We start from the raw sequence: 26241 nt of genomic DNA, 5'->3' as shown, positions 1-26241 counted from the left end.
CCGCCGGTGAGGTCGTGGCCGCGGTCCGCACGCTGGTGCGCGACATCATCTCCGAGCTCGTCGGGCACCTGATCAGCTGGGCGTTGCAGGTCGTGTTCACCCTCGGCATCGGTCTCACCTGGGTCGTGCCGCAGGTCGTCACCGCCGTCGCGAAAACCGCCTCGAAGATCACCGACCTGGTCACCAAGCTGGTCAAGGCGCTCAAGGCGCTGGTGCCGCTGCTGAAGAAGGCCGGCACGCTCTTCGAGGACGCGGGCAAGGCGCTCAAGAACATCAAGGTCGGCAAGACCGCCCCGCCCCCCAAGGCCGGCGACATCAACGCCACCCCGAAGGCCCCACCGACGAAAACCCCCGGTGGCGACGGCGGCGGCACCCCCAAGGACCACACACCGCCACCGGCGGCCAAGGGCGGCGACGACACCACCCACGCCTCCGGCGCCGGCGACGGCGGCTCCAAGGGTGGCGGCACCCCGCCACCGCCGAAGACCGACGAGGCGCCGCCCAAGACCGATCCCGAACCACCTCCGGCGCAGACCCCGAAGGGGCCGGGGGACGACAAGACGGTCACCTCGGGTTCCGGCGGTTCCGGCGGCGGGAAGAGCGTCAAGGACAGCAACGCGAACCCGCACGAGAACGGCACCCCACCACCGGACCGGTCGGTGTGCGGCGACCCGATCGACGTGGCGACCGGGTGGATGCTGCTGACGCAGACCGACCTGGAGATCCCCGGTGCGTTGCCGCTGGAGGTCTCGCGCACGCACATCTCGTCCTACCGCGCGGGCCGCTGGTTCGGCCCGTCGTGGGCCTCCACCGTGGACCAGCGGCTCGAGGTCGAGGCCGACGGCGTGCACGTCGCGCTCGCCGACGGGAGCCTCCAGAGCTACCCCGTGCCGGTGAGCTCCCCGGTGCTGCCGGTGGCGGGCCCGGCGCGGCCGCTGCGGCGGGTCGAGGGCGGCTACCTGGTCGAGCACCCCGAGCAGCAGCACACGCTGTTCTTCGCGGAGTCCGCCGACGGCGTGTGCCCGCTGCGGACGATCTTCGACGGCGACGGCAACCGCATCGACGTGGTGCCCGGGGCGAACGGGGTGCCGGCGGAGCTGGCCCACTCCTCCGGCGACCGGGTGCTGTTCGACAGCGCGGGCGGCCGGATCACCGCGCTGCGGGCGGCCGACGGCACGGTCGTCGCGAGGTACTCCTACGACGCGCGCGGCCGGCTGGCCGAGGTCGTCGACGCCGCCGGCACCCCCACCCGCTTCACCTACGACGCCGACGGCCGGATCGTGCGCTGGGAAGACGTCAACGGCCGCTGGTACAGCTACGGCTTCGACGCCGCGGGCCGGGTCGTGCGGGCCGGCGGCACCGACGGCTACCTCGACTGCACCATCGACTACGACCGCGTGAACCTCATCACGAGCGTCACCGACTCGCTCGGCGCGGTGCGCCGCTTCCACCTCGACGACCGGCTCGCCGTGATCGCCGAGACCGACGCGCTGGGCCACACCACCAGCCTCGCCTACGACGAGCACGGCAGGCTGCTCACCCGGACCGATCCGCTGGGCCGCCAGGTCCGCTACGAGCGGGACCGGGCCGGCCGGGTGGTCGCGATCACCGCGCCGGACGGCACGCGGTCGCTGACCGAGTACAACGAGCAGGGCCGCCCGGTCGCCGCGACCGGCCCCGACGGCGCCACGTGGCGCTACGAGTACGACGAGCGCGGCAAGCTCACCGGGGTCGTCGACCCGCTCGGGGCCCGGACCTCCTACGCCTACGACGAGCGCGGCAACGTCGCCGTGGTCACCGACGCGCTCGGTGGCACCACCCGGATCACCTCCGACGCGGCGGGCCGGGCGCTGACCGTCGAGGACGAGGACGGCGCCGTCACCCGGTACACCTACGACCTGCTCGGCCGCACCACGTCGATGACCGACGAGCTGGGCGCCGTCACCCGGCTCGCCTGGGCGGCGGGCGACCGGCTCGCCGAACGGGTCGAGCCGGACGGCGCGACGTGGCGGTGGCAGGACTCCGCCGTCGGGAACACCGGCGAAAGCACCGACGCGCGCGGCAACACCACCCGCACCGAGTACGCGCAGTTCGACCTGCCGGTGGCCGAAACCGGCCCGGACGGCTCGCGGCTCGCCTACGCCTACGACACCGAGCTGCGCCTGGTGTCGGTGACCAACGAGCAGGGCCTGGTCTGGCACTACCGCTACGACCCCGCCGGGAACCTCGTCGGCGAGACCGACTTCAACGGCCGCACCCTCCAGTACCGCTACGACGCCGCCGGGCAGCTGATCGGCCGGACGAACGGTGCGGGGGAGACCACGACGCTGGAGCGCGACGTGATGGGCCAGGTGGTCCGCCGCGTCACCGGCGACGACGTCGCGACCTTCGCCTACGACGAGGCCGGCCGCATGGTCTCCGCGCGCAACGCCGACGCCGAGGTCACCTTCGCCTACGACGCGCTGGGCCGCGTGGTCGCCGAGACGGTGGACGGGCGCGTGGTGCGCTCGGAGTACGACGAGCTCGGCCGCCGCCGCGCGCGCCACACGCCGTCGGGCGCGGTGTCGCGCTTCGAGTACGGACCGGCCGGCACGCTCGCCGCGCTGCACGTCGGGAACCGCTCGCTGCGCTTCGAGCACGACCTCGCCGGCCACGAGCGGGTCCGCCGCTTCGGTGCCGCGGAGCTGCGCCAGAGCTGGGCTCCGGGCGACCGGCTGGTGGCCCAGACGGTCGTCGCGGGCACCCGCACGACCCAGCACCGCGAATACGGCTACCTCGCCGACGGCTACCTGGCTTCGGTGGCCGACGCGATCACCGGTCCCCGCACCTTTCAGGTGGACCGCTCGGGCCGTGTCCAGGCCGTCGTGGGCCGCGGCTGGCAGGAGAACTACGTCTACCACCAGACCGGTGTCATCGCCCAGGCGCAGACGCCGGGCGCGCCGACGGCCGGGCCGCGCGAGTACCGCGGCACCCTGCTCACCGCCGCGGGCGCGGTCCGCTACGCCCACGACCCCGAAGGCCGCACCACCCTGCGCGGTGCCGGGCCGTCGGGCCCGCAGTGGCAGTTCCGGTGGACCGCCGAGAGCCGCCTGGCCTCGGTGCTCACGCCCCGGGGCGAGCACTGGCGCTACCGCTACGACGCACTGGGCCGCCGGGTCGCCAAGCAGCGCCTCACGCCGGACGGCCGGGTGGCCGAGCAGGTCCAGTTCGCCTGGGACGGGGACGCGCTCGCCGAACAGGTGCGCTCCGGACCCGGTCAGCCCCCGGTCGCCACCGTGTGGGAGTGGGAACCGGGCACCGGCCGCGCCCTCACCCAGACCGAGGGCGTCCTGGGCGCGCCGGACCAGCGGTTCCACACGATCGTCACCGACCTCGCCGGCACCCCGAGCGAGCTGCTGGAGGAATCCGGTGAAGTCGCGTGGCACCGCCAGGCCACGCTCTGGGGCAAGGTCCTCGACGGACCGGGCCGCACCACCACGCCGTTGCGGTTCCCCGGCCAGTACCACGACGCCGAAACCGGGCTGCACTACAACCTCAACCGCTACTACGACCCCGAGGTCGGGCGTTACCTGTCCCACGACCCGCTGGGCCTCGACCCCGGCCCGGATTCGCAGGCCTACGTCCACAACCCGACCGCGCTGGCCGACCCGCTCGGCCTCGCTCCGACCGTCACCCCGTGCGCGGCGAAGAAGAAGGCGCAGGCGGCCGCTTCAGGTTCTTCGAAGTCCAAGGTGAGCAAGTCGAAGCAGCAGCTGATCGGCAACACCGCCGGGTCGAGCAAGAAGGCCCCGAAGGTGAAGACCAAGCCGGACGGCAACCCCGCGAAGTCCGACGGCTCGTACGGCACGACGAAGCACGAGCAGGCGCGCACCTGGGAGAAGTACCAGAACGAGATCAAGAACGACTCGACCTGGAAGGACCCGAACAAGCTCGTCAGCGGCAAGACGCACGAGTCCGAGCACCCGATCGGGTACAAGGCCATCGGCGGCGACGAGTTCCAGCGGGCGAACGCCCACGAAAGCCAGATCCGTGACGGCGTCAAGGCCGGCGATCGCGGGCCGAAGACCGCGGACGAGGCCGCCAACATCAAGGACGCCAGGCGCATGGAAGACGACGCGCCCGCCTACCAGGAGTCGGCGCAGGCGCACCGCGACAACATCGGCACCGGCGTGCGCGGCGAGAAGGACGGCTCGGGGTTCAACGCCGACAGCTACCGCGAATCCCTCGGCAACACGTTGCGGGAAGGCCGGCCGAGCGACGGCGTCCAGCTCAACCAGCTCACCTACGCCCACCAGCACACGCAGCCGAAGATGGTGGACAACCCCGACTTCGTCAGCAAGAGCATGACCCCGGACGAGCCGAAGAAGGTCCAAGCCTGGGAGCCCAACCCGCACTACAAGAACGACATCGAGACGCCGAACGAGCCGAAGCAGACCCACGCGATGGAGAATTCCGACCGGGACAGCTTCCGGCCGACCGCGGGGACGACGCAGGGCAAGGTCGCCGACGACTCCTACCACCACATGGTGGACAAGATGGAGGGCAAGTCGGTCGAGTACAGCGACGGCACCGGCGGTGTCGGCAAGCCGGGCGGCACCACCCACACGCCGCCGGTCTCGCACGACGACGTCATCGAGATGCACACGGCGCGCGACGTCGTGCGCGACGGCGCCAACGTGTCCAAAGAGGACATGCCGATGTTCCTCCACGACAAGGAGATGGGCCACCGCCTCGGGCAGCCGACCGACGCGGACAAGCAGAAGTACTGGGACGACGACGTCAAGGACGTCGACATGTCGGACCAGGCGGTGCGGGACCGGATCCAGGCGCAGCAGGACCGCATGCACCAGCTGGTCGGCCAGCAGCGCGCCGGGCGCGGACCGGACTGGAACGCCGACCCGGACGCCATGGAGGTGGACGGATGACCCGGATGCCGGTGTTCACCTTCCAGTACATCGCCATCGACACCGAAGCTGGTGTCACGCCGGAGGAGTTCGAGACCTTCGTGCGGGGCGAAGGCGTTCACCTGCCCGTGTACCCGGGGTGGCGGTGGACTCTGCTGCGCGGGTTGCGCGGCGAGCGGACCGGGCAGTACCTGATGTTGTACGAGATCGAGAGCGCCGAGCAGCGCGACCGGTACGTCACGGCCCGGGGCGAGCAGACCGAGGCGGCCCGGCAGTTCTGGGCGCGGCACCCGGAAGCGGAGGCGGTGCTGGCGCGGTGGCGGCGGCTGGGCACGTTCGCCGAGCTGCCGACGTTGTTCACCGACTACCGGCTGCTGGCCGACAACCCGCGGAGCACGGTCACGCCCGGCCCCCGCTACCGCGACCGGCCGGGGGAGGAGCCGGTCGCCCGGGTCATCGGGATCCACAACCTGGCGTTGCGCGCCGGGGTGACCGAGGAGGTGTTCGACCGGTTCATCGCCGAGAACCACCACCGGATCGACGACTACCCGGACTGGCGGTTCCACGTGCTCAAGGGCGAGCGGGGCAACCGCCTCGACCAGTACGTGATGATGATGGAGATCGCGAGCCTGGCCGCGCTGGACGTGTTCTACCCCGAGCCCGACATCGCCACCGGCGAGGCGGCGGAGTTCGCGGCCGCCCACCGCGACACCAAGCAGATGTACGAGGAGTGGAAGCAGCTGGCCTCGTTCTCCGGCTCGCCGCAGATCTACACGGACTACCTCGCCGTCGCGGAGAACCCGGCTTAGCCCCGCGTGACCGACGCCTCGGCCCGCACCACCCCCTCGGCCACCGTGGCGTGCACCCGGGCGGGAGCCGCCGTGGTTCCGCGGAGGTCCAGCAGTGCCGCCGCGACCGGGGCCGCCACCACGGTGCGGATTGCGCGGCGTACGCCCCGGGCGCCGTAGACCGGGTCGAAACCCGCCTCGACCACCAGGTCCGTCACCGCGTCGGCCGTGGTCAGCTCGACCGAGCGCTTGCGCAGCCGGGCGGCCAGGAGGTCGAGTTCGAGGCGGGCGACGCGCCGGGCCGTCGGGCGGCTGAGTGCGGTGAACACCGCCGTCTCGTCGATGCGGTTGAGGAACTCCGGGTCGAAGAACCGGCGGACCGCCGCGTCCAGCGCCGCCCGGTCGCCGCGGGCACCGGCGCGGGCCCCGAAGACACGCCGCCACGGTGACCGGCGCCGGCGGGCCAGCTCGGCCGAGCCCAGGTTGGACGTCAGGAACACGAGGCTGTTGCGGAAGGAGATCGTCTGCTGCCCCGACGCCAGCCGCAGGGTCCCGCTGTCGAGGACGTGCAGCAGCGCCCGCAGCACCGTCGGGTGCGCCTTCTCCACCTCGTCGAAGAGCACGATCCCCGGCCGGTACGGGTCGCCCTCCACGGTCGTCCGGTCGAACAGGCTGTACGCCTCCTTGCTGCCCGCGTACCCCGGCGGTGCGCCGGTGAACGACGCCGCGTAGTGCTCCTGGGCCAGTGCGTTCATGTCGACCCGGCACAGGTCGTCCGGTCCGGTGCGCAGCTCCGCGGCCACGCGCCGGACCAGTTCCGTCTTGCCGACGCCGGTCGGGCCGACCAGCAGGAGCGTGGCCAGCGGCCGGTCGGGGTCGGTCGCGCCGACCGCCGCCAGCGACAGCGCGCGCACCGCCGCCGCGACGGCCGGCTCCTGCCCGAGCACCCGCTCGCCCAGCCGGGCCGCCAGTCCGGCCGGGTCGAACCCGGCCGGGCGCGGCCGCCCGCTGTGCTGGCTCTGGTGGCGTTCGGCGAGGAAGGGCATCAGGCCTGCCGCGTCTTCTCGGCCGGCAGGTCGCCGACCGGGCACTCGGCGACCCCGACCGTGTCGCGGGTCAGGGCTTCGACGGTCTCGCGGGCCTTCTCGGCGTCGGTGACCCACAGCTTGTAGAAGTCGAACGGGCAGTCGGCCACGCCCGCGTCGCCGTCGCCGGCGGCGTGCACCCCGGAGTAGCCGCGGTGCAGGAGCTTGAACAGGTGGTTCTGCGACTGGTCGAACTTCCGGGCGTCGCGGATGGCCGAGAGCGACAGCTGCGCGTACTGGATGCCGTACTCCTCTTCGCCGGTTTCCCCGAGCGTGCGCCCGTCGAAGCCGATCAGCGCGGAGTGGCCGAAGTAGGAGTAGACGCCGTCGAAGCCGGCCGCGTTGGCGACCGCGACGTAGCAGTTGTTCGCCCACGCCATCGCCTTGGCCATGAGCACCTGCTGGTCCTTCGCCGGGTACATGTACCCCTGGCAGCGCACGACCAGCTCGGCGCCCTTCATCGCGCAGTCGCGCCAGATCTCGGGGTAGTTGCCGTCGTCGCAGATGATCAGCGAGATCTTCATGCCCTTCGGGCCGTCGGAGACGTAGGTGCGGTCACCCGGGTACCAGCCTTCGATCGGGCACCACGGCAGGATCTTGCGGTACTTCTGGACGATCCGGCCCTGGTCGTCGATGAGCACCAGGGTGTTGTACGGCGGCTTGTGCGGGTGGTCCTCGTGCTGCTCGCCGGTGATCGAGAAGACGCCCCAGGTGCGCGCTTCGCGGCAGGCGGCGGCGAAGATGTCGGTCTCGTCGCCGGGAACGGTCGCCGCGGTCGCGTACATCTCCTCGGGGTCGTACATGATGCCCTGGGTCGAGTACTCGGGGAACACGACGAGGTCCATGCCGGGCAGGCCGGTCTTCATCCCGACCACCATCTCGGCGATCTTCCGCGCGTTCTCGAGGACCTCCTCGCGGGTGTGCAGGCGGGGCATCTTGTAGTTCACCACCGCGACGCCGACGGTGTCGGGGCTGGCGGAAATGTCTCCGTGTCGCATCAGTTCTCCTTGACGAGAGCGGTCGGGCGGACGGGTCCGGGAACGGCGGGACGGTCGCGGGCGAGGTAGGCCGCCGCGCCGACGAGCAGCACAGCGGCGGCCGCGGCCGCCAGGGCCTCGGCGGCGCCGGTGCGGTAGCCGCCGGTCAGGGCGAGGAACGCGGGCAGCGTGCAGGTGGGCTGGCTCAGCAGGACCGTGACCCAGCCGGTGAACCGGGTCAGGCCGGCCCGGCCGAGCCCGAGCACCAGGAAGAACAGCGTCCAGAGCAGGGCCCACGCCAGCCAGATGACGCCGAAGACCGGGTCGCCGGAGCGCCAGAACGAGAGCCCGGCGTAGACGAGCGCGGCACCGGCGACGAACAGCGAGAACCAGCCGATGCCCGCGGGTTCCAGCCCGGCGAGGTTGGCCACGCCGACGTAGAGGTAGGTGAAGCCGAACAGGTACAGGCCGGACGCGCCGAGGATGGCGTCGGGGTCCGCGCCCGCCTGGATGATCAGCACGGTCGGCGTGACGCACTGCAGCGCGCCGACGAGCAGGTTGAGCACGGCGGCCGAGCGCGCGGGGACCGTCCCGAGCAGCATGAGGCCGTTGACCAGGAGTACCGCACCCACGTAGAGCAGTCCGACGTCGTTCATCGGCGCCTCCGATTATCCTCGTCCGGAAAATCTTCAGATGAAAGTAAGTGGTGACACCGGTGCCGTCAAGGGCCGGTTCACGCGGAGGTCAGAGCCGGGTGACGACGTCGAAGTCGTAGCCGTCGGCGACCGCGAGGTGCACCGGCTGGCGGGCCAGGCCGCCGCGGAACTCGACCGTCCCGCGGGGACCGTGGTAGGCGGCGCCGTCGAGGGCCGCGTTCAGCGCGGGCAGCTCGGCGCTGCCCGCGCGGCGCATCAGGTGCGCCAGGGTGTGCAAGCCTTCGTAACAGGATTCGGCCGCGTTGTTGAGCGCGGGCGCGGTGCTGCCGTGCAGGCCCGTGTAGCGCCCGACGAGGTCGAGCGCGTCGGCCCCGGCCAGCGACCGGAAGTAGGCGGCGGAGACGAACAGGTTCCTCGTCGCCGCCGCCCCGCTGGCGAGCAGCATGTTCTCTTCCATCAGTGGGCTGTAGCGCAGCACCCGCTCGTGCAGGCCGCGGCGGGCGAACTCGCGGTTGAAGCGCACGGCGTCGTCGCCCACGAGCAGCATCAGCACGGCGTCGCACGCGCTGGCCTCGACCCGGCGCACCAGCCGGGCCATGTCACCCGCGCCGAGCCCGACGAACGCCTCGGCTTCCACGCGCAGGCCGAGTTCGCGGACGAACCCCCGGACGGCCACAGTGGACAGCCGCGGCCACACGTAGTCGTCGCCCGCGACGAACCAGCGCCGGACGCCGAGGTGGTCACGCAGCCAGCGCAGGGCGGGCGCGACCTGCAGCCGCGGGGTTTCGCCGGTGCAGAAGATCCCGGGCCGGCGTTCGCCGCCTTCATACAGCGACGTGTAGGCGTACGGGACGCGGCCGGCGACCACCGGCGCGAGCGCGTTGCGGACGCTGGAGATGTGCCAGCCGCTGACCGCGTCGACCGCTCCGGTGGCGACGAGCGCGCCGACCCGCCGCGCGACTTCGGCCGGCGGGGCGCCGCCGTCGACGATCTCGTAGCGCACTTCGCGGCCGAGGACGCCGCCGCTCTCGTTGAGTTCGTGCGCGGCCAGCCCGGTGATCGCCTCGCAGGACGGCCCGAACAGGCCGGCCGGCCCGCGCAGGGGCACGACCATGGCGACGGTCCAGGTGTCGCGGTCGGTCCGCACGGTACCGGGCACGTCCGCTCCCCCGGTCGGGATGGCTTTCTTCCATCTGGAAGTCTTACAATCGCGAGGGATCTACGCAAGGGGTGACGCGCATGCGCGAGGACGTGGCCGCCGGGCCGCAGGCGGGGACGTCGCTGACGAGCGCGCTGACGACCGCCGCCCGCGGGGTCGCGGCCGTGGTCGAGGCGGTGCTGAAGCCGGACGGGCTCGGCCTGGACCACTGGCTGGTGCTGCAGGCGCTGGCGGCGGGCGAAGGCCTGACGATGACCGAGCTGGCGGGGGATACGCTGGTCACCGGCCCGACGCTGACCCGGGTGGTCGACCGGCTGGTGACGAACGCGCTGGTCTACCGCGAGGTCGCCCCGGAGGACCGCCGCCGCGTCCGCGTGTACCTCAGCCCCCGTGGCAAGGCGGCGCACAAACGGCTGGCGGCGCGGGTCCACGAGACGGAGGAACGGCTGCTGACCGGCCACGACGAGGGCTTCGTGACGGCGCTGACGGCCTTGAGGCAGGCGGCCAAGGACGGCTGAGGCGCCTGCGCTCAAGTCAGGGCGCCGCGGCGGGGCCGGATCGTGGTCCACACCAGCAGCGCCGCGGCGACGTAGGCCGCCGTCATCGTCGCGCTCATCGATACCGGACCCAGGCCGTTCAGCGACACCAGCGGGCCGACCAGCGGGCCGACCGCGAAGGCCGACATGCCCAGCAGGGCCGCGGCCGCGCCGGCGCGGGTGCCGTGGTCGGCCAGGGCCAGTGCCGAGCCGTTGGGCTGGGTCGCGCCACCGGTGAACAGGATGACCGCCAGCGGGATCAGCACTCCGGCCAGGCCCGCGCCGAGGAGCGCCGCCGACAGCATGGCCGCCGCGGCCAGGGCCGTGACCGTGGTGGCGACGAGGTACATCCGGGCCGGTCCCACCCGGCGGACCAGCGCGCGGTTGACCTGCGCGCCGAGGATGGACATCGCCGCGTTGGCCGCGAAGCACAGGCTGAAGGTCCGGGCCGACAGCGAAAAGCCGTCCTGCAGGACGAAGCTGACCGACGTCAGGTACGTGAAGAAGCCCGCGCCGCCGCAGGCGCCGACCAGCAGGTAGCGGACGAACAGCCGGTCGCGCAGCAGCACGCCGAACTCGCTCGGCCGGTCGCGGGAGCCCGGTGCCAGCGTCTCCGGCAGGGAAACCAGCGCCAGCAGGAACAGCGTCACCCCGACGCCGGCGAGGACGACGAAGATGCCCCGCCAGCCGATCCACGGCTCCAGCAGGCCGCCCGCGAGCGGCGCGACGATCGGGGCCAGCGCGCCGACCGTGGTGAGCACCGCCAGCAGTTGAACCAGCTCGATCCCGGACGCGACGTCGCGGGCGATCGCCAGGGACAGCACGATGCCCGCCGAGCCGCACAGGCCCTGCAGCAGCCGGGCCGCCAGCAGCACCTCGATCGACGGCGCCGCCGCACAAACCAGCGACAGCACCGCGAACAGCGCCGTCCCGGCCAGCAGCGGGCGCCGTCGGCCGAAGCGGTCGCTGAGCGGGCCCACCGCCAGCTGGCCGAACGCCAGGCCGAGCATGCAGATCGACATCGTCGCCTGGGCGAGGCTCGTCGAGGTGTGCAGGTCGGCCGCCAGGCGGGGGAGGGCGGGCAGGTAGAGGTCCATCGAGATCGGCCCGAAGATCTCGAGCAGCCCGAGGACCACCGCCAGCCGGCGCCGGTTCACGAGAGGAGCCGCCGCAGCCAGGACAACCGGGCCGCGACGGCGGCGCGCGAGACCTCCGCGCCGGGGGAGAAGCCGGCGAACGCGTGGTAGCCGCCGTTCCAGACGTGCAGCTCCGCCTGCCCGCCGGTGGCCCAGATCCGCAGCGCGTACTCGGTCGCCTCGTCGCGGAACACCTCCGCCGCGCCGACGTCGACGTAGGCAGGGGGGAGGTGCGAGACGTCTTTCGCCCGGGCCGGGACCGCGTACGGCGACGCCTCGTCGGTGCCGCGCAGCGGGCCGAGCAGGGCATTCCAGCCGGTGTCGTTGTTGTGGCGGTCCCAGGCGCCGATCCCGTCGTACTGCCGGGCCGACGCCGTCGCGTTCCGGTCGTCGATCATCGGGCACAGCAGCACCTGCCCGAGCAGGTGCGGGCCGCCGCGGTCGCGGGCCAGCAGCGCGACGCCCGCGGACAGGCCGCCGCCCGCGCTGGCCCCGGTCACGACGATCCGCGCCGGGTCGGCGCCCAGCTCGGCCGCGTGCTCCGCCAGCCACACCAGGCCCGCGTAGCAGTCCTCGACGGCGGCCGGGGCGGGGTGTTCCGGCGCCAGCCGGTACTCCACCGACACCCCGACCGCGCCGAACCGCAGCACGTCGTCGACCAGGCCGTCGATGCCGAAGAACCGGTTGCCGAGGATCATCCCGCCGCCGTGGATGGCGTAGAACGCGGGCGCGCCGGTGACGCCGCCGCGTGGGCGGATGATCGTCAGCACGATGTCCGGCGCCCCGGGCGGCCCGGGGACCGTGCGCTCTTCGACGTCGACGGGCCGGTCGCCGACCTGCTGCTCCAGCGAGGGGACGATGGTGGCGAAGTGGGCCCGGTTCTCGAGGATCGTGTCCGCGCGCAGCGGGATCCGTTCGACCAGGTCGAGGAACGCGGCCAGGCCCGGCTCGAGCTCCGGGTCGTAGGGAACCGGCTTCACCGGGCGATCTCCAGGATCCGGCGCAGCCAGGAGCTGCGCGTGGCGAGCGCGTCCGCGGTGACCGGCCAGCCGGGCGCGTAGATGTCGAACCCGTGGCACGCGCCGCTCCAGACGTGCAGCTCGGCCTCGCCGCCGGTCGCCCAGATCCGCAGCGCGTACCGGACGTCCTCGTCGCGGAACGGCTCGGCGCTGCCGACCTCGACGAACGCGGGCGGCAGCCCGGACAGGTCGGTGGCGCGGGCCGGAGCCGCGTAGGGGGACACCGCGTCCGTGCCGGCGGCGTCGCCGAGCAGCGACCGCCAGCCCGCCTCGTTCGCCTCCGTCGTCCACGTGCCGAGCCCGCGGTACTGGCGGCTCGCGACGGTGGTGTTCGTGTCGTCGATCATCGGGCACAGCAGCAGCTGCCCGGCCAGGTGCGGGCCGCCGCGGTCGCGGGCCAGCAGGGCGACGCCCGCGGACAGCCCGCCCCCGGCGCTGCCGCCCATGACGACGACGCGCTCGGGGTCGACGCCCAGCTCGGCCGCGTGCCCGACCGTCCACACGAGACCGGCGTAGCAGTCCTCGACCGGCGCCGGGTGCGGATGCTCGGGCGCGAGCCGGTACTCGACGTTGACCGCGACCACACCCAGCTCCAGGACCAGCGCGAGCAGCCGGGGCGTGTCCATCGCGCGGCAGCCGACCATCATGCCGCCACCGTGGATGTTGTACAGCGCCGGCACCGCCCCGGTCCGCTCCCGCGGCGACAGAATGGTGACGGTGAGGTCGGGCGCACCCTCGGGACCCGGGATGGTCCGCTCTTCGACGTCGACCGGCGCGTCGCCGACCACCTCGGCGGCCGGCGGGAACTGCGCGGCCATGGCCCGGCGCAGCTCCGGGATCGTCTCGGGGGTGAAGGGCGGCGCGTCCGGCTGGGTCACCTGGGCCAGCACCGGGAGCAGCGCCGGGTCGAAGGGGACCGGAGTCGTGGTGGTGTCTTCGGGCATGGTCACGGGCCTTCCGGGTCGACGATTCCGCGGTCGGCCCAGAACGGCTCGACCAGGGCACGCAGCTCCTCCGCGCCGATCCGCTCGACCAGCTCGACCGCGGCGAGGTTGTCCTCGACCTGGGCCGTCGTGCTCGTGCCGACCAGCGTGGTGACGTTCGCGGGGTGGGTCAGGGTGAAGGCGACGGCCAAGCGGGCGGCGCTGGTGCCGAGCTTTGCGGCGGTCGCGACGAAGTCGGCGGCCGTGCGGCTGATGGCTTCGCGGACGCCGCCGGGGTCGCGGCCGATTTCGCGGGTCAGTTCGGTGCGCCCGGCGAGGATGCCGCCTTCGAGCACGTCGGACGCCTGCATGGTGAAGCCGTCGGCGAACAGCCGGGCGAACGGCTCACCGTCCGGAATGGACCGCCGGGCGACGCTGTACTTCAGCTGGGCGATCTGCGGCCCGTCGACCCCGCGGGCGGCGGCGATCTCGCGCAGCCGCCGGATGTTGGCCGCCGACCAGTTGTTGACGCCCCAGGCGCGGATCAGGCCGGCGCGGGCCAGCCCGGCGAGGTCGTCGACCAGGTCCTCCAGCGCGACGTCGTCGCGGCGCAGGTCGCCGAGGATCACCAGGTCGGCCCGGTCGAGCCCGCTGCGGAAGAAAGCGTTCTCCAGCTGCGGGCGGAAGCCGTCGTCGCCGAAGGCTTCGATCCACAGCTTGGCCGAGACGAGGTACTCGTCGCGCCGAATGCCGGACGCGCGCATGACCGCGCCCCAGAGCACGTCGGTGTGGGCCGGCGGCATCCCGGGCCCGCCGTAGACGCCGACGTCGAACAGGGTGACGCCCGCGGACACGGCGGCGCGCACCATGTCGACGGCGTCGCCGAAGTGGATCCGGTCGTAGATGTGCCACGAACCGAGGGAAAGCGCGGAAACCTCCACATCGGACGAACCGACGCGGCGGCGGGGCAGGGTGGGCACGGAACCTCCTCGGAGATCAGGGAAGACGGGGGTCGATGACGGCTTTGACTTCGTCGAGCCGGTGCATGGCGGTGATCCGCCCGGACGCCGAGGACAGCCCGGACGGCGTCCCGAAGAGCTTGTCCCACGGCATCCGGCCGGCGAAGGTGCGGAAGAACGAGATCGCCTCGTGGTAGTCGGCGATGTCGCCGTTGAGCGAACCGACGACGGTGAGCTCCTTGCCCATCACCGCACCGAGCGGCACCGGGACATCGGCGGGGCCGGTGGTTCCGACGACCACGATCGTGCCCCGCTGCGCGGCCATCGCCACGGCTTCGCGGCCCACCGAAGGGGCGCCGGCGAAATCGAGGACGAGGTCGCCGCCGTGCCCGCCGGTCAGCTCCCGGACCCGCTCGGCGATCTCCTCGGAGCCGGTGCCGCCGACGTCCACGGTGGCGTCCGCCCCGAACTCCGCCGCCAGGGCGAGCCGGGACGCGGGGGCACCGACCGTGAGCACCGTGCCGGCGCCGGAGATCCGGGCGACGGCGGTGGCGAACAGGCCGAGTGCGCCGGAACCCTGGACGACGACGGCCGACCCTGGACGTACTCCGCCCGCGCGCCCGTAGGCCCGCAGCACCGTCTTGGCCGCGCAGCCCGCCATGGCCGCCCACGTGTCCGGGACTTCGTCCGGCAGCAGCAGTTTCGCCGCGTTCGGGACGACGTAGGCGTACTCGCTCAGCCCGGCCGTGGCGTACGGCGGGACGTCGGAACGCTGCAGGAACCCGTAACCCCGCCGGGAACACGCGACCGGCTGGCGCAGCACGGTGCAGCCGTGGCACTCGCCGCACGTCGACTCCGACCAGCCGATCCGGGCGCCCACCGGGATTTCGCGGCCGAGCGCGTCCCGGGTGGACTCGCCGACGGCGACGACCTCGCCGACCATTTCGTGGCCCAGCACCATCGGCAGCATGCCCGGGAAGGACATCTTGCCCGACCAGATTTCCACGTCGGTGCCGCAGAGCGTCGCGCACGAGACGCGCACGAGCGCGGCGCCGGGCTCCAGCTCGGCGGGCAGCGGCAGATCGGTCAGGTGCAGCGGTTCGCCGTGCCCGGTCAGCACCGCCGCGCGGGTGGAGGTGGGGATGCTCATCGCGCTCCTTCCGGCCGCGGCCGTAGGAGATCGGCCGCGTGATGGGTTAGTCTACGGCCGTTGACGAAAATGTCGAGACCTCACACGAACTTCGGGGAGCGCCTGTGCCGACACCTGTCGCTGATCTGGTCCTGCGGGGCGGTGCCGTCCACACCTTCGACGGCACGCGCGGGGCCACCGCGCTGGCCGTGCGTTCGGGGCGGGTCCTGCGCGCGGGCACCGACGCCGACGTCCGCGCGCTGACCGGCCTGCACACCGAGGTGGTCGACCTGGCCGGCCGGGCGGTGCTGCCCGGCATCAACGACGCCCACCTGCACGCCACCTGGCTGGGCGCGCTGTGGCCGGACACTCTGTTCGGCGACCACGGCGCACCCGGCCCGGGGCCGGAGCGGCCGCTGCGCACCGGCGCCGAACGCCGGGCCGCGATCCTGAAGGCCGGCGACCTGCTCGCCCGGCTCGGCATCACCAGCTACACCGAGCCAGGCCTCGGCCCTGGCGAGGACGCGGGCAGCACCGGCGCGTTCGGCACCTCCGTCGTCCAGGAGTACCGGACGCTCGCGGCGGAGGGACTGCTTCGGGCGCGCGTCACGGCGTTGTGGCTCTACGGCGAGCTGGACGGCCCGAGCACGGTCGAGGACTACCGGGCCGGTCTGGCCGCCCTGGACGCGCACAGCCCCGACGAGCGGATGCTGCGGTTCGCCGGGGTGAAGATCTTCGCCGACGGCATCCCGCCGATGCGTTCGGCCTACACCCACCGCTGCTACGCCGACGGCAGCCGGGCGCAGCTGCTGGTGCACGGCGAAAGCGACGCCGACCGCGAGGCGAACCTGACCGACATGATCCTCGCCGCGCACCGCGCCGGGCTGCAGGTCGGTGTGCACGCGACCGGAGACCGCGCAGTCGACCTGGTCCTGGACGCGGTGGCGCGGGCCCGCGCCGAACACGACGCCGACCTGCGGCACTACGTCATCCACGGTGACCTGGTGAGCCCGGCGCAGCTGACGCGGATGGCCCGGCTGGGGGTCGGGCTGTCCGCGCAGGCCGGGATCGCCGTCCGGACCGCCGGTGTGGTGGACGCGGCGCTCGGGACGGGCCACGCCGAACAGGCCTGGCCGCTGCGGGCGGCCCTGGACGCGGGTATCCCGCTGTGCCTGACGTCGGACGCCCCGGTCCTCGCCCCCGACTGGCGGCGCGAGATCGCGGCGGCCGACGCCTGGATGGGCCCGGCGGCCGACCCGCGCGAGCGGATGGCGGAACTGCTGCGCTGCTACACCGTGCACCCCGCGCGTCAGGACGGCGCCGAGACGTGGAAGGGCACCCTGGCCGAAGGCATGGTGGCCGACCTCTGCGTGCTGTCCGCGGACCCGCTGGCCCTGACCCCGGCCGAGCTGCCGGACGTCGAGGTGGACCTGACGATCCTCGGCGGCCGTGTGGTGTACGAGCGGTGACGGGGGTGGCCGCTCGCGGGCGGCCACCCCGGCCGGTCAGGTGAGCAGCTGGCCGCCGTCGACGGGGACGCTCGTGCCCGTCATGTGCGCGGCCCGCTCGCTCGCCAGGAACACCACCAGCCCGGCCACGTCCTCGACGGAGGCCATGCGCCGCAACGGAATCCGGTTCACCCAGGCCTCCCGCGCCGGCGAGCCCTCCGGCATGCCCGCCGCCAGCATCGGCGTGAGCACCGGGCCCGGGGCGACCGCGTTGACGCGGATGCCGTGCGCGGCCAGCTCGACCGCCGCCCAGCGGGTCAGCGCGTCGACCGCCGCCTTGCTGCTTTCGTAGCCGCCCATGCCCGGGGTCGGCTGGCGGCCGCCGATCGAGGACAGGTTCACGATCACCCCGGACCGGCCGTCGGCGACCAGCTGCCGCGCCACCTGCTGGGTCACCAGGAAGGTGCCGTGGACGTTCGTGCGCAGGATGTCGAGCATGGCGTCGGCGGGCAGGTCCAGCAGCGTGCCGTGCACGCTGAGCAGGCCCGCGTTGTTGACCAGGACGTCGACCGGACCGGCTTCGGCGAGCGCGCGGGCGATGGAGTCCTCGTCGGTGATGTCGGCGTCGACGCCCCGCACGCCCAGCTCCGCGGCCGCCTCGCCCGCGCCTCGGACGTCGGCGAGCACGACGTCGTCGCCCTCGTCGCGGAACGCCGCGGCGATGGCGCGGCCGATCCCGCCCGCCCCTCCGGTCACCAGCACGGTACGGGGAGTGCTCATCAGCGATTCCTTTCGCGGAAAGCGTTTTATAGTATACAAACGTAGAAAATAAACCATCGGCGCGCGGGAGGAAACAGTGCGACGACGTCAGCTCGGCGACCGGGCGGTCCCGGTCCTGTCCCTGGGTTCGTGGAACACCTGGGACCGGGTGGAGTTCGGCGAGGCGGTGACCATGATCGCCCGCGCGGCCGAGCTCGGCTGCGCGTTCTTCGACGTCGCCCACTACGACATGGGCCCGCACGCCGAGAACGCCCGCACCGACCTGATCTTCGGCGAGGCGGTGCGCGAGGCGGGCCTGGCCCGCGAAGACTGGCTCTACTGCGGGAAACTCTGGCTCTGGGACTACCCGCGCACCGGGTTCGGGCCGCAGCTGCGCACCGCGCTGGAGCGGGTCGGCACCGACCACGCCGACTTCGTCGTGGTGGGCGACTACTTCGGCGAGCTCGACGTCGAACGCGTGGTCGCCGACGTCGCCGAGCAGCTCGACGCCGGCCGGTTCACCGCCTGGGGCGTCAACAACTGGCGGTTCGCCGACGTGCGCGCGGCGATCGACATCGCGCGCCGCCGCGGTCTGGTGCCGCCGTCCTTCGCCCAGCTGAAGTACAGCCTGGTGCGCCGGTCGATGGCCGAGGGCGAGTACTACGCGCCCCTGTTTGCATCAGGGGAGCTCGCCCTGCAGGCGTCGGACATCTTCGAAGGCGGTCTGCTGGTCGGTAATTTGCGGCCGGACCGCAAGATCGGGGCGGATGTCGGCGGGATCCGGGAGCGGATCGCCGGCGCGTGGCCGGCGGTGCGGCGGGCGGCCGGCGAGCTCGGCGTGTCCCCGGCGCAGCTCGGCATCGCCTTCTGCCTGGCGAATCCAGCGACGGCGAACGTGCTCGTCGGGGCGTCCCGGCTGGCGCAGCTGGAGGAAAACGCCGCCGTCGTCGAGCTGGCGGACACCCTCGGTGCGGAGCGGATCCGCGCGCTCACCGAAGAATTCTCGCTCGATCGCGAAGTTGCGGCCGACGGGACCTGGTGACGGCGCCGGTTTATGTCTACAGTCGTAGAAACTTCCCGCCCTCCCGAGAGGAGTTCCCCGATGACCGCCCCCGTCCCGGACCGCATCGTCGACATCGCGATCGGCTACATGGGAGCCAAGCAGTTGTTCGCCGCGTCGCGGATCGGGTTGTTCCCGGCGCTGGCCGACGGTCCCCGGACGGCCGCCGAGCTCGCCGGCGCCACCGGCGTCAGCCCCCGGCTGGCCCGGATCCTCGCCGACGCGATGAACGCGCTCGGGCTGCTGGACCGCGAACACGGCCGGTATCGCCTCGCCGCCGACGCCCAGGAGTACCTCGGTGGCCGGGGAGCCACCGATCTGACGCCGTTCGTCCAGTTCCTCAACGAAATCAGCTACGGGCACTGGCTGCAGTTCGACACCGCGGTGGACTCGGGTGAGCCCGGCGACCTGCAGATGGACGACGGGCGCTGGGCCACGTTCATGGGCGGGGTGATGCGGTACAACGCCCTGCACGCCGCCATGCTGGCCCGGGCGTTCGACTTCACGCCCTACCGCTCGCTGCTCGACCTCGGTGGCCTTTCGCCCGAGTTCGCCCTCGGTGCGTTGCGCGCCAACCCGGACCTGGCGGTGCGATTCGTCTTCGCGCCGGACTTCACCGAAGGCGTCACGAGTGCCGTGAAGTCCGCCGGATTCGAGGAGCGGGTGCGGATCGAGCCGGCCGAGACCGAAACGGCCGCCCCTGGCGGCGACCACGACATCGTCCTGCTGAACCACGTGGTCCACCGGTTCGCCGCCGAGCAGAACCGGGCGATCGTGGCGAACGCCCGTGCCGCCGCCGCGCCCGGCGCGACGTTGCTGCTGCTCGACTTCTTCCTCGACGACGACGAGCGGCAGCGGCCCATCGACGCGCTGCACGCGGGGGAGTACTTCGTCATCGACGGCACGGTGGTCTACCCCGAGGCCGAGGTGCGCGGCTGGCTGACCGAGGCCGGGTGGCGGGTGCGGGAAGTTCTGGCCCTGCCGGGAAGCCCGCGCGTGCTCGTCGCCGAAGCGATCTGACCCGAAAGTGTGCAACGCCGTGGCGGCGGCCCGTTGATTTTATAGCCGACAGTCGTAGACTAACCCGGACGAGGGTGAGCCGGGTCTCACCCGCACTCCGGGAGTACCCGAAAGAAGGACTCAATGACGAGGACACGGAGAGCGGCGTTCGCCGCGGCGGTGGCGCTGGTCGCCGCCGCGGTCGCCGGGTGCACCGGATCCGGTGGGGCCACCGCGTCCGGGGCGGGCGGCACCGACGAGCTGAAGGCGGGGGTGTTCCTGGACGTCACGTCCTGGGACCCGGCCAACGCCGACATCGGCTTCGACGGGCCGTACCTCTCGGCCGTGTACGACCCGCTGGTCGCGCTGGACAAGGACGCCAAGCCGGTGCCCGCGCTGGCCACCTCCTGGGACTGGACGCCCGACCGCAAGACGCTGACCCTGCACCTGCGCCCGGGGGTCACCTTCGACGACGGGCAGAAGTTCGACGCCGCCGCCGCGGTCGCGAACCTGCAGCACCTCAAGTCCGGCGTCCGGTCCGGGCAGGCCTACCTCAACGTCGCGAGCATCGACGCCAAGGGCACCGACACCGTCGAGCTGCACCTGTCCAAACGCGACGACGCGCTGCTGTACTTCATGGGCCTCGGCCGCAGCTGGATGGCCTCGCCCGCGGCGATCCAGGCGAACACGCTGGCGAACGGCCCGGCCGGCTCGGGGCCCTACACCTACGACAAGGGCCAGTCGACCCCGCAGTCCCAGTACGTGTTCACCAAGAAGCCGAACCACTGGGACAGCGCGACCTACCCGTTCCCGACCGTGCGGCTGTTCCCGATCACCGACCAGACCGCGGCCTTCAACGCGATGCTCTCGGGCCAGCTCAACGTCCAGTTCGCCAACGCGGCCAACCTGCCCAAGGCCCAGCAGAACGGCTGGAACGTCGCCAAGAAGGCGGCCTCGTGGGTCGGGGTGCAGTTCGCCGACCGCACCGGTGAGCAGGTCAAGGCGCTCGGCGACCCGCGCGTCCGGCAGGCGATCAGCCACGCCTTCGACGCCGCGGGCATCCTCAAGGCGGTCGGCAACGACGCCGGAACGGTCACCGACCAGCTGTTCCCGGTCGGCAGCGCGACCTACGACGAGGGCCTCAACGGCAAGTACAAGACCGACCTGGCCCAGGCCAAGCAGCTGCTGGCCGACGCGGGCTACCCGGGCGGCTTCTCGGTGAAGATGCCGATGTCGCCGATCTTCCAGGCGTGGCAGCCCGCCGCCAACCAGACGTTCGGCCAGCTCGGCATCAAGGTCGAGTGGCAGGACATGGCGATGGCCGACTACCAGAAGAACGCGCCGACCTACCCGATGTTCCTCGCGGTCATCGCCATGGACGGCAACGACATGGCCACGCTCACCGACCAGGTCACCTCGGCCCAGTGGTACAACCCCAAGCCGTCGGTCGACGCCTTCCCCGACGTCAAGGCACTCGTCGACCAGGCCGAGCAGGCCGAGCCGGGGCCGGCGCAGACCGCCCTGCTCAAGCAGCTCAACACGAAGCTCGTGGACCTCGCCTGGTGGGACGTCTGGTACCAGGCCGACAACCTCTACTACAGCGTCAAGGGCATCACGGTCACCCCGGTCACCGGCATGATGTTCCCGACCCTGCGGTTCATCCAGCGCGGCTGACGCGCCCGTCCCGCGGTGGGTCCGTCCACACCGGACGGACCCGCCGCCGAGGGAGCCGGAAATGCTGACTTTCGTCTTCAAGCGCCTGGCGTCGGGGGTCCTGCTGCTCGTGCTCGTCACGAGCGGGACCTTCTTCCTCGCGCACCTCGCCGTGGGCGACCCGACCGCCGGGTTGCTCGGCAACAGCGCGACCCCCGCCCAGCAGGCGGCGTTGCGCGCCAAGATCGGCTACGACCAGCCGCTGCTGTCCCAGTTCTGGACCTGGTTCTCCCACGCCGTCACCGGCGACTTCGGCACGTCGTGGCGCAGTTTCCAGCCGGTCGGCGACCAGATCGCGCTGCGCGTGCCGGTGACGCTGTCGGTGGTCGTGGCCGCCACCGTGCTGGCCGCGGTGGTCGGCGTCGCCGCGGGCGTGGCGTGCGGGCTGCGCCCGGGCGGCCTCGGTGACCGGGTGCTCAAGCTGGCGTCGGTGGTGCTGTTCGCGCTGCCCGGGTTCTGGCTCAGCCTGGTGCTGGTGACCTGGTTCGCGCTGCGGCTCAAGTGGTTCCCGGCGGTCGGGTACGTCTCGCCGGAGGAGTCGGTGGGTGGCTGGCTGCAGTCGATCACGCTGCCCGCGATCGCCTTGGCGCTCGGGGCGATCGTGATGATCGCCGAGCAGCTGCGCAACAGCTTCCTGCAGGTCGCCGGGCAGGACTTCGTCCGGACGCTGCGGGCCCGGGGCCTGTCGAAGCGCCGGGTGACCGCGCACGTGCTGCGCAACGCCTCCCCGGCCGCGCTGACCGTGCTGGCGTTGCTGTTCGTCGGCCTGCTCGGCGGCGCGATCGTGGTGGAGATCGTGTTCAACCTGCCCGGCATCGGCAGCCTGACGCAGTCGGCGTCCCAGATCGGCGACATCCCGGTGCTGCTCGGCCTGACCGCCGTGACCGTGGTGTTCGTCGTCGTCGTCAACTTCCTGCTCGACCTCGTGCTCGGGTGGGTCAACCCGAAGGTGCGCCAGCGATGACCGCCGTTCCGCTCCCCGTCGGCCCGGCCCCCGTCAAGCGGGTTTCCCTGGGCCGGCGCTTCCTGCGCCGCCCGCTCGGCGTGGCTGCCCTCGCCGTGTTCGCGATCGTCGTGGCGGTCGCGGTGCTCGCCCCCTGGCTGGCGCCGTTCGACCCGGACCACCTCGACTTCGCGCTGTCCCACGCCACCCCGGGCAACGGGCACCCGCTGGGTGGCGACTCGGCGGGCCGCGACATCCTCAGCCGGCTGCTCTTCGGCGCCCGGACCACGCTCTACGGCGCCCTGATCACCTGCCTGACCTGCGTGGTGCTCGGGGTGCCCGCCGGGGTCGCCGCGGGCTACTTCGGCGGGGTGACCGACCGGATCGCGTCCTGGATCAGCGACGCGCTGCAGTCGGTGCCGGTGATGATCGTGCTCCTGGTGGTCGCCGCGGGCACCGGGCAGAACTTCGCGGTCCTGATGGTCACCCTGGGCGTGCTGCTCGCCCCCGGCCACTACCGGATCGCCCGGGCACGGGCGCTGACGGTCTGCCGGGAGCCCTACATCGACGCCGCGCGCGTGTCCGGCGTGACGACCCTGCGCATCCTGCGCACGCACATGCTGCGCGCGGTGTACGCCCCGGTCATCGTGCAGACGGCGCTGACCGCCGGGATCGCCATCGGCCTGCAGGCCGGGCTGCAGTTCCTCGGCGTCGGGTCGGCGGCCACGCCCAGCTGGGGCCAGATGATGAACGACGGCTTCCAGACCATGCTCAGCTACCCGCTGATCCTGCTCTGGCCGTCGATCGCCCTCGGCCTCACGATCGCCGCACTGGCGTTCATCGGGTCGACCCTCGCCGACCTGGTCAGCGTCCGGGTCGAGCTGCCCACCGCGCGCCGCCGCGCCCGCGTCCGCCGTGAGCTGGCCGCCGCGCCGTCCGCGCTGCCCGAGGCGGTGGCCAGCGGCACGCACGTGCACGAGGTCGCGGACAGCGCTTTGCGCGTCGAAAACCTCCGGGTGGGTTACGCGACCCGGGACGGGGTCAGCGAGGTCGTGCGCGGGGTGTCGTTCGACGCGGCGCCCGGCGAAGTGCTCGGGATCGTCGGCGAGTCGGGCTCGGGCAAGACGCAGACCATCTTCTCCGTGCTCGACCTGCTGCCGGCCGGGGGGACCGCGGTCGCCGACGGCATCTGGGTCGGCGGCCAGGAGGTCGGGAAGCGGTCGCCGAAGGAGCGGGCCGCCCTGCTCGGCCGGGCGATCGGCTACGTGCCGCAGGAGCCGATGACCAACCTCGACCCGAGCTACGCGATCGGGCACCAGCTGGCCGAGCCGCTGCGGCGGGTGCACGGGCTGTCGAAGGCGGCGGCCCGGCAGCGGGCCCGGGACGTGCTCGTGCGGGTCGGCATCCAGGACCCGGACCGGGTGCTGAAGGCCTACCCGCACCAGATCTCCGGCGGGATGGCCCAGCGCGTGCTCATCGCCGGGGCCGTCGCCGGGCGGCCGTCGCTGCTGGTCGCCGACGAGCCGACGACCGCGCTCGACGTCACGGTCCAGGCCGAGGTCCTCGAGCTGCTGCGCGAGCTGCAGCGCGAGTACGGGATGGCCCTGGTCATCGTGACCCACGACTTCGGGGTCGTGGCCGACATCTGCGACCGCGTCGTCGTCATGAAGGACGGCCGCGTCGTGGAGACCGGCCCGGTCGAGCGGATCTTCCGCCGGCCGGAGGACCCCTACACCGCGGAGCTGATCGGCGCCTCGCTGGACGACGCCGCCTGCCGCGACGAACTCGACGAAGCGTGGTCCCCGGCCGGGGCGCGCGGAGAGGAAGCCGCCCGATGACCGCACTGCTGGAGGTCGACGACCTCGTGGTGGACTACCGGCTGCGCCGCGGCGCCGGGTTCCGCGCGCTGGAGGGCATCTCGCTGTCGGTCGGGCCGGGGGAGTGCGTCGGCCTGGTCGGGGAGAGCGGCTCGGGCAAGTCGACGCTCGGGAAGGCCGTGCTCGGCCTCGCCGGGGTCACCTCCGGGCGGATCACGTTCGCGGGCCGGGACATCACGCACCTGCGCGGCGCCGCCCGCCGCCGGCTGGCCGGGGAGATCCAGGTGGTGTTCCAGGACCCGTACGGCTCGCTGGACCCGACGATGACCGTCGGGGAGGTGCTGGCCGAGCCGCTGCTGGTGGCCGGGACGTCCCGCGCCGACGCCCGCGCGGTCGTGGCCGGGATGCTCGACCGCGTGCGGCTGCCGGCCGGCGCGGTGCACCGGTACCCGAGCGAGTTCTCCGGCGGGCAGCGCCAGCGCGTGGCGATCGCGCGGGCCCTGGTGCGCCGGCCGCGGCTGGTCGTCTGCGACGAGCCGGTCAGCGCGCTGGACCTGACCACCCAAGCCGCGATCCTCGACCTGTTCGTCGACCTGCAGCGCGAGACCGGGGTTTCGTACCTGTTCGTCTCGCACGACCTCGGCGTCGTGCGGCGGGTCTGCCACCGGGTCTGCGTGCTGTACCAAGGGAAGATCGTGGAAGCGGGGCCGACCCGCGCGGTGACCGAGGTGCCGGAGCACCCGTACACGCAGCGCCTGCGGCTCGCGTCCCCCGTCGCCGACCCGGCTCGCCAGGCCGAACGCCGCGCCACGTGGCTCAGCCTGCGCGAGCCGGCATGACCTAGAGTCGGTAGCCATGCCCAAGGTCATCGACCACGACGAACGACGCCGCGAAATCGTGGCCGTCGCCAAGAAGCTGATCATCGAAGGCGGCTTCGAGGCGGCGACCATGCGCAGCATCGTCACCGCCGCCGGGTTCGCCAACGGCGCGCTCAAGCACTACTTCGCCAGCAAGGACGAAATCATCGCGGCGACCTTCGAGAGCGTGCTGCGGGAAACCGAAGCGCTGCTGGCCGGCCTGGATCCCGGGCTCGGGCCCGCCGAGGCGCTGCGGGGGTTCGTCGAGGGAGCCCTGCCGCTGACCCCGGACCGGATCGCGGCCGGGCGCGTGCTGCTGGCGCTGTGGGACCACTCCGTGGCCAACCCCGGCCTCGCGGCGCAGTACCGCGAGCTGCTGACGAGCTGGCGGGCCGAGCTGTGCCGCCGGCTCGCGGCCGCGCGGGGCAAGGGGGAGCGGCCGACCGCGCGCGCGGTCGGCGTGCTGGCGGACGAGATCATTTCGGTGACCATCGGGGCCACGGTGTCGAGCCTGATGTACCCGGTCGGCGAGCTGGTCACCCGGTACCGCGCCTACACCGACAGCCTGCTGGCGCGGATCACCGGCTGAGCGGTTTTCGTCTACACTCGTAGAATGAAACCTGCTCTTCCGGTCACCCGCACTTCCCCGGCCGGCACGGCCGCCGGACCGCCCGTCGTGCTGCTGCACGGCTTCGCCGCCAGCGGAGCCGGGGACTGGCCCGCGCGGCGGTGGGCCGCCCCCCTCGCCGAAGCCGGCCGCGAGACCTTCGTCGTGCACCTGCCGGGCCACCCGGACGGACCCGCCGTCGCGGCCGTCGAGGACGTCACGACGGGGGTGCTGCTGCGCCGGCTGGCCGCCGCCGTGCCGGCCGGCGAGGTCGACGTCGTCGGCTACTCCCTCGGCGCCCGGCTGGCGTGGAGCCTGGCGGCGGAGGAGGTGCTGCCGGTCCGCCGGCTGGTGCTCGGCGGCCTGAGCGGCATGGACCCCTTCGCCGCACTCGACCCGGCGGCGCTGCGGGCCGCGGTCCGCACCGGAGCGGCGGAGGACCCGCTGACGGCCGGGATCGCGGCGCTGATCCGGGCCGGGGACGCGGACTCCCTGCTGCGGCTGGTGGAGGGCCTGGGCCGCGAGCCCTTCGACCCGGCGGCGGGGGTGCCGAAGGTCCCGACGTTGGTCCTCGCGGGCGCGGCCGATCCCATGACGGCGGGCATCGAGACGGTGGCCGCCCGCCTCCCTGAGGCCCGGCTGCAGCACGTACCCGGCGACCACCAGGGCGCTTTGGCAGGCGACGAGCTGCGCACGGCGGTGTTCGGCTTCCTGCTGGGCTGATCGCGCGGCCTGCCTCCGTGGCACCGGTGCTTCGCAAGCCCGGC

At 72.9% G+C, this 26241-nt stretch carries 22 protein-coding genes; 12 read left to right on the top strand and 10 right to left on the bottom strand.

Going from position 1 to position 26241, the window contains the following annotated elements:
• The coding region (locus OO60_RS37835) for a DUF6531 domain-containing protein (RefSeq protein ID WP_483294833.1) at nucleotides 1-4925 on the top strand (4925 nt) is incomplete at its 5' end.
• Nucleotides 4922-5713: a hypothetical protein gene (locus OO60_RS37830; protein ID WP_033263160.1), complete on the top strand. Its 792-nt coding sequence runs from the start codon at nucleotides 4922-4924 to the stop codon at nucleotides 5711-5713. The genes OO60_RS37835 and OO60_RS37830, both read left to right, overlap by 4 nt.
• On the opposite strand, the gene OO60_RS37825 is transcribed toward OO60_RS37830, so the two are convergent.
• The 4 genes from OO60_RS37825 to OO60_RS37810 form a co-directional block, all read right to left on the bottom strand.
• Entirely contained in the window at nucleotides 5710-6738 is a 1029-nt protein-coding gene (locus OO60_RS37825; protein ID WP_033263159.1) for an AAA family ATPase, read from the bottom strand. The two genes, OO60_RS37830 and OO60_RS37825, sit on opposite strands and share 4 nt — an antisense overlap.
• Nucleotides 6738-7775 carry an aliphatic amidase gene (locus tag OO60_RS37820; protein ID WP_004558713.1) on the bottom strand — a complete coding sequence of 346 codons (1038 nt, stop codon included), beginning with the start codon at nucleotides 7773-7775 and terminating at the stop codon, nucleotides 6738-6740. Before OO60_RS37820 ends, OO60_RS37825 begins: the two co-directional genes overlap by 1 nt.
• The gene (locus OO60_RS37815) at nucleotides 7775-8410 is read right to left on the bottom strand and encodes an AmiS/UreI family transporter (RefSeq protein ID WP_004558714.1); all 636 of its coding nucleotides are present in this window, start codon (nucleotides 8408-8410) and stop codon (nucleotides 7775-7777) included. Before OO60_RS37815 ends, OO60_RS37820 begins: the two co-directional genes overlap by 1 nt.
• 88 nt (nucleotides 8411-8498) lie before the next feature.
• A complete protein-coding gene (locus tag OO60_RS37810) occupies nucleotides 8499-9569 on the bottom strand; it encodes a substrate-binding domain-containing protein (protein ID WP_276204621.1) in 1071 nt (356 codons plus the stop codon).
• Between the two features lie 80 nt (nucleotides 9570-9649).
• Between OO60_RS37810 and OO60_RS37805 the strand changes: the two genes are divergently transcribed.
• Nucleotides 9650-10087 carry a MarR family winged helix-turn-helix transcriptional regulator gene (locus OO60_RS37805; RefSeq protein ID WP_004558716.1) on the top strand — a complete coding sequence of 146 codons (438 nt, stop codon included), beginning with the start codon at nucleotides 9650-9652 and terminating at the stop codon, nucleotides 10085-10087.
• Between the two features lie 11 nt (nucleotides 10088-10098).
• On the opposite strand, the gene OO60_RS37800 is transcribed toward OO60_RS37805, so the two are convergent.
• The 5 genes from OO60_RS37800 to OO60_RS37780 are packed head-to-tail and all read right to left on the bottom strand — an operon-like array spanning nucleotide 10099 to nucleotide 15292.
• On the bottom strand, nucleotides 10099-11262 hold the full coding sequence (locus tag OO60_RS37800) for a multidrug effflux MFS transporter (RefSeq protein ID WP_004558717.1): 1164 nt from the start codon (nucleotides 11260-11262) through the stop codon (nucleotides 10099-10101).
• Complete coding sequence (locus tag OO60_RS37795) at nucleotides 11259-12221, bottom strand: alpha/beta hydrolase (RefSeq protein ID WP_004558718.1); 963 nt, start codon at nucleotides 12219-12221, stop codon at nucleotides 11259-11261. Before OO60_RS37795 ends, OO60_RS37800 begins: the two co-directional genes overlap by 4 nt.
• The gene (locus tag OO60_RS37790) at nucleotides 12218-13204 is read right to left on the bottom strand and encodes an alpha/beta hydrolase (protein ID WP_033263158.1); all 987 of its coding nucleotides are present in this window, start codon (nucleotides 13202-13204) and stop codon (nucleotides 12218-12220) included. Before OO60_RS37790 ends, OO60_RS37795 begins: the two co-directional genes overlap by 4 nt.
• Before the next feature lie 2 nt (nucleotides 13205-13206).
• The gene (locus tag OO60_RS37785) at nucleotides 13207-14163 is read right to left on the bottom strand and encodes an aldo/keto reductase (protein ID WP_003065326.1); all 957 of its coding nucleotides are present in this window, start codon (nucleotides 14161-14163) and stop codon (nucleotides 13207-13209) included.
• Between the two features lie 16 nt (nucleotides 14164-14179).
• Nucleotides 14180-15292, bottom strand: coding sequence for a zinc-binding dehydrogenase (locus OO60_RS37780; RefSeq protein ID WP_003065330.1), 1113 nt, complete (start codon nucleotides 15290-15292; stop codon nucleotides 14180-14182).
• Nucleotides 15293-15396: 104 nt separating this feature from the next.
• Here OO60_RS37780 and OO60_RS37775 point away from each other — a divergent pair, with 104 nt between their 5' ends.
• The gene (locus OO60_RS37775; RefSeq protein WP_003065332.1) at nucleotides 15397-16740 is read left to right on the top strand and encodes an amidohydrolase; all 1344 of its coding nucleotides are present in this window, start codon (nucleotides 15397-15399) and stop codon (nucleotides 16738-16740) included.
• A 36-nt stretch (nucleotides 16741-16776) separates the two neighbouring features.
• Here OO60_RS37775 and OO60_RS37770 read toward each other — a convergent pair whose 3' ends face one another.
• Nucleotides 16777-17499, bottom strand: a complete 723-nt coding sequence (locus OO60_RS37770; RefSeq protein WP_081655751.1) for an SDR family NAD(P)-dependent oxidoreductase — start codon at nucleotides 17497-17499, stop codon at nucleotides 16777-16779.
• A 76-nt stretch (nucleotides 17500-17575) separates the two neighbouring features.
• Here OO60_RS37770 and OO60_RS37765 point away from each other — a divergent pair, with 76 nt between their 5' ends.
• From OO60_RS37765 to OO60_RS37730, 8 genes are all read left to right on the top strand, one after another.
• Nucleotides 17576-18520 carry an aldo/keto reductase gene (locus OO60_RS37765; RefSeq protein WP_003065337.1) on the top strand — a complete coding sequence of 315 codons (945 nt, stop codon included), beginning with the start codon at nucleotides 17576-17578 and terminating at the stop codon, nucleotides 18518-18520.
• 60 nt (nucleotides 18521-18580) lie between these two features.
• Nucleotides 18581-19558, top strand: coding sequence for a methyltransferase (locus OO60_RS37760; protein ID WP_003065340.1), 978 nt, complete (start codon nucleotides 18581-18583; stop codon nucleotides 19556-19558).
• A gap of 123 nt (nucleotides 19559-19681) precedes the next feature.
• A complete protein-coding gene (locus OO60_RS37755) occupies nucleotides 19682-21211 on the top strand; it encodes an ABC transporter substrate-binding protein (RefSeq protein ID WP_003065343.1) in 1530 nt (509 codons plus the stop codon).
• Nucleotides 21212-21272: 61 nt separating this feature from the next.
• Nucleotides 21273-22214 carry an ABC transporter permease gene (locus tag OO60_RS37750; RefSeq protein WP_003065345.1) on the top strand — a complete coding sequence of 314 codons (942 nt, stop codon included), beginning with the start codon at nucleotides 21273-21275 and terminating at the stop codon, nucleotides 22212-22214.
• Nucleotides 22211-24031: a dipeptide/oligopeptide/nickel ABC transporter permease/ATP-binding protein gene (locus OO60_RS37745; RefSeq protein WP_003065346.1), complete on the top strand. Its 1821-nt coding sequence runs from the start codon at nucleotides 22211-22213 to the stop codon at nucleotides 24029-24031. Before OO60_RS37750 ends, OO60_RS37745 begins: the two co-directional genes overlap by 4 nt.
• The gene (locus OO60_RS37740; RefSeq protein WP_003065348.1) at nucleotides 24028-24849 is read left to right on the top strand and encodes an ABC transporter ATP-binding protein; all 822 of its coding nucleotides are present in this window, start codon (nucleotides 24028-24030) and stop codon (nucleotides 24847-24849) included. The genes OO60_RS37745 and OO60_RS37740 overlap by 4 nt, the downstream gene beginning before the upstream one ends.
• Before the next feature lie 16 nt (nucleotides 24850-24865).
• A complete protein-coding gene (locus OO60_RS37735) occupies nucleotides 24866-25456 on the top strand; it encodes a TetR/AcrR family transcriptional regulator (protein ID WP_003065350.1) in 591 nt (196 codons plus the stop codon).
• A 24-nt stretch (nucleotides 25457-25480) separates the two neighbouring features.
• Nucleotides 25481-26197: an alpha/beta fold hydrolase gene (locus OO60_RS37730; RefSeq protein ID WP_033263157.1), complete on the top strand. Its 717-nt coding sequence runs from the start codon at nucleotides 25481-25483 to the stop codon at nucleotides 26195-26197.
• The last annotated feature ends 44 nt before the right edge of the window (nucleotides 26198-26241 follow it).

Origin of the sequence: Amycolatopsis vancoresmycina (genome assembly GCF_000716785.1) — a bacterium.
Taxonomy (GTDB): Bacteria; Actinomycetota; Actinomycetes; order Mycobacteriales; family Pseudonocardiaceae; genus Amycolatopsis; species Amycolatopsis vancoresmycina.
This window is presented reverse-complemented; position numbering and strand designations above follow the sequence as displayed.

Bases quoted from the DNA above. Each gene is read 5' to 3' on its own strand.
- OO60_RS37825 (WP_033263159.1), bottom strand. From the start codon at position 6,738: ATGCCCTTCCTCGCCGAACGCCACCAGAGCCAGCACAGCGGGCGGCCG.
- OO60_RS37740 (WP_003065348.1), top strand. From the start codon at position 24,028: ATGACCGCACTGCTGGAGGTCGACGACCTCGTGGTGGACTACCGGCTG.
- OO60_RS37790 (WP_033263158.1), bottom strand. From the start codon at position 13,204: ATGCCCGAAGACACCACCACGACTCCGGTCCCCTTCGACCCGGCGCTG.
- OO60_RS37820 (WP_004558713.1), bottom strand. From the start codon at position 7,775: ATGCGACACGGAGACATTTCCGCCAGCCCCGACACCGTCGGCGTCGCG.
- OO60_RS37730 (WP_033263157.1), top strand. From the start codon at position 25,481: ATGAAACCTGCTCTTCCGGTCACCCGCACTTCCCCGGCCGGCACGGCC.
- OO60_RS37760 (WP_003065340.1), top strand. From the start codon at position 18,581: ATGACCGCCCCCGTCCCGGACCGCATCGTCGACATCGCGATCGGCTAC.
- OO60_RS37745 (WP_003065346.1), top strand. From the start codon at position 22,211: ATGACCGCCGTTCCGCTCCCCGTCGGCCCGGCCCCCGTCAAGCGGGTT.
- OO60_RS37805 (WP_004558716.1), top strand. From the start codon at position 9,650: ATGCGCGAGGACGTGGCCGCCGGGCCGCAGGCGGGGACGTCGCTGACG.
- OO60_RS37780 (WP_003065330.1), bottom strand. From the start codon at position 15,292: ATGAGCATCCCCACCTCCACCCGCGCGGCGGTGCTGACCGGGCACGGC.
- OO60_RS37735 (WP_003065350.1), top strand. From the start codon at position 24,866: ATGCCCAAGGTCATCGACCACGACGAACGACGCCGCGAAATCGTGGCC.
- OO60_RS37770 (WP_081655751.1), bottom strand. From the start codon at position 17,499: ATGAGCACTCCCCGTACCGTGCTGGTGACCGGAGGGGCGGGCGGGATC.
- OO60_RS37830 (WP_033263160.1), top strand. From the start codon at position 4,922: ATGACCCGGATGCCGGTGTTCACCTTCCAGTACATCGCCATCGACACC.
- OO60_RS37755 (WP_003065343.1), top strand. From the start codon at position 19,682: ATGACGAGGACACGGAGAGCGGCGTTCGCCGCGGCGGTGGCGCTGGTC.
- OO60_RS37815 (WP_004558714.1), bottom strand. From the start codon at position 8,410: ATGAACGACGTCGGACTGCTCTACGTGGGTGCGGTACTCCTGGTCAAC.
- OO60_RS37750 (WP_003065345.1), top strand. From the start codon at position 21,273: ATGCTGACTTTCGTCTTCAAGCGCCTGGCGTCGGGGGTCCTGCTGCTC.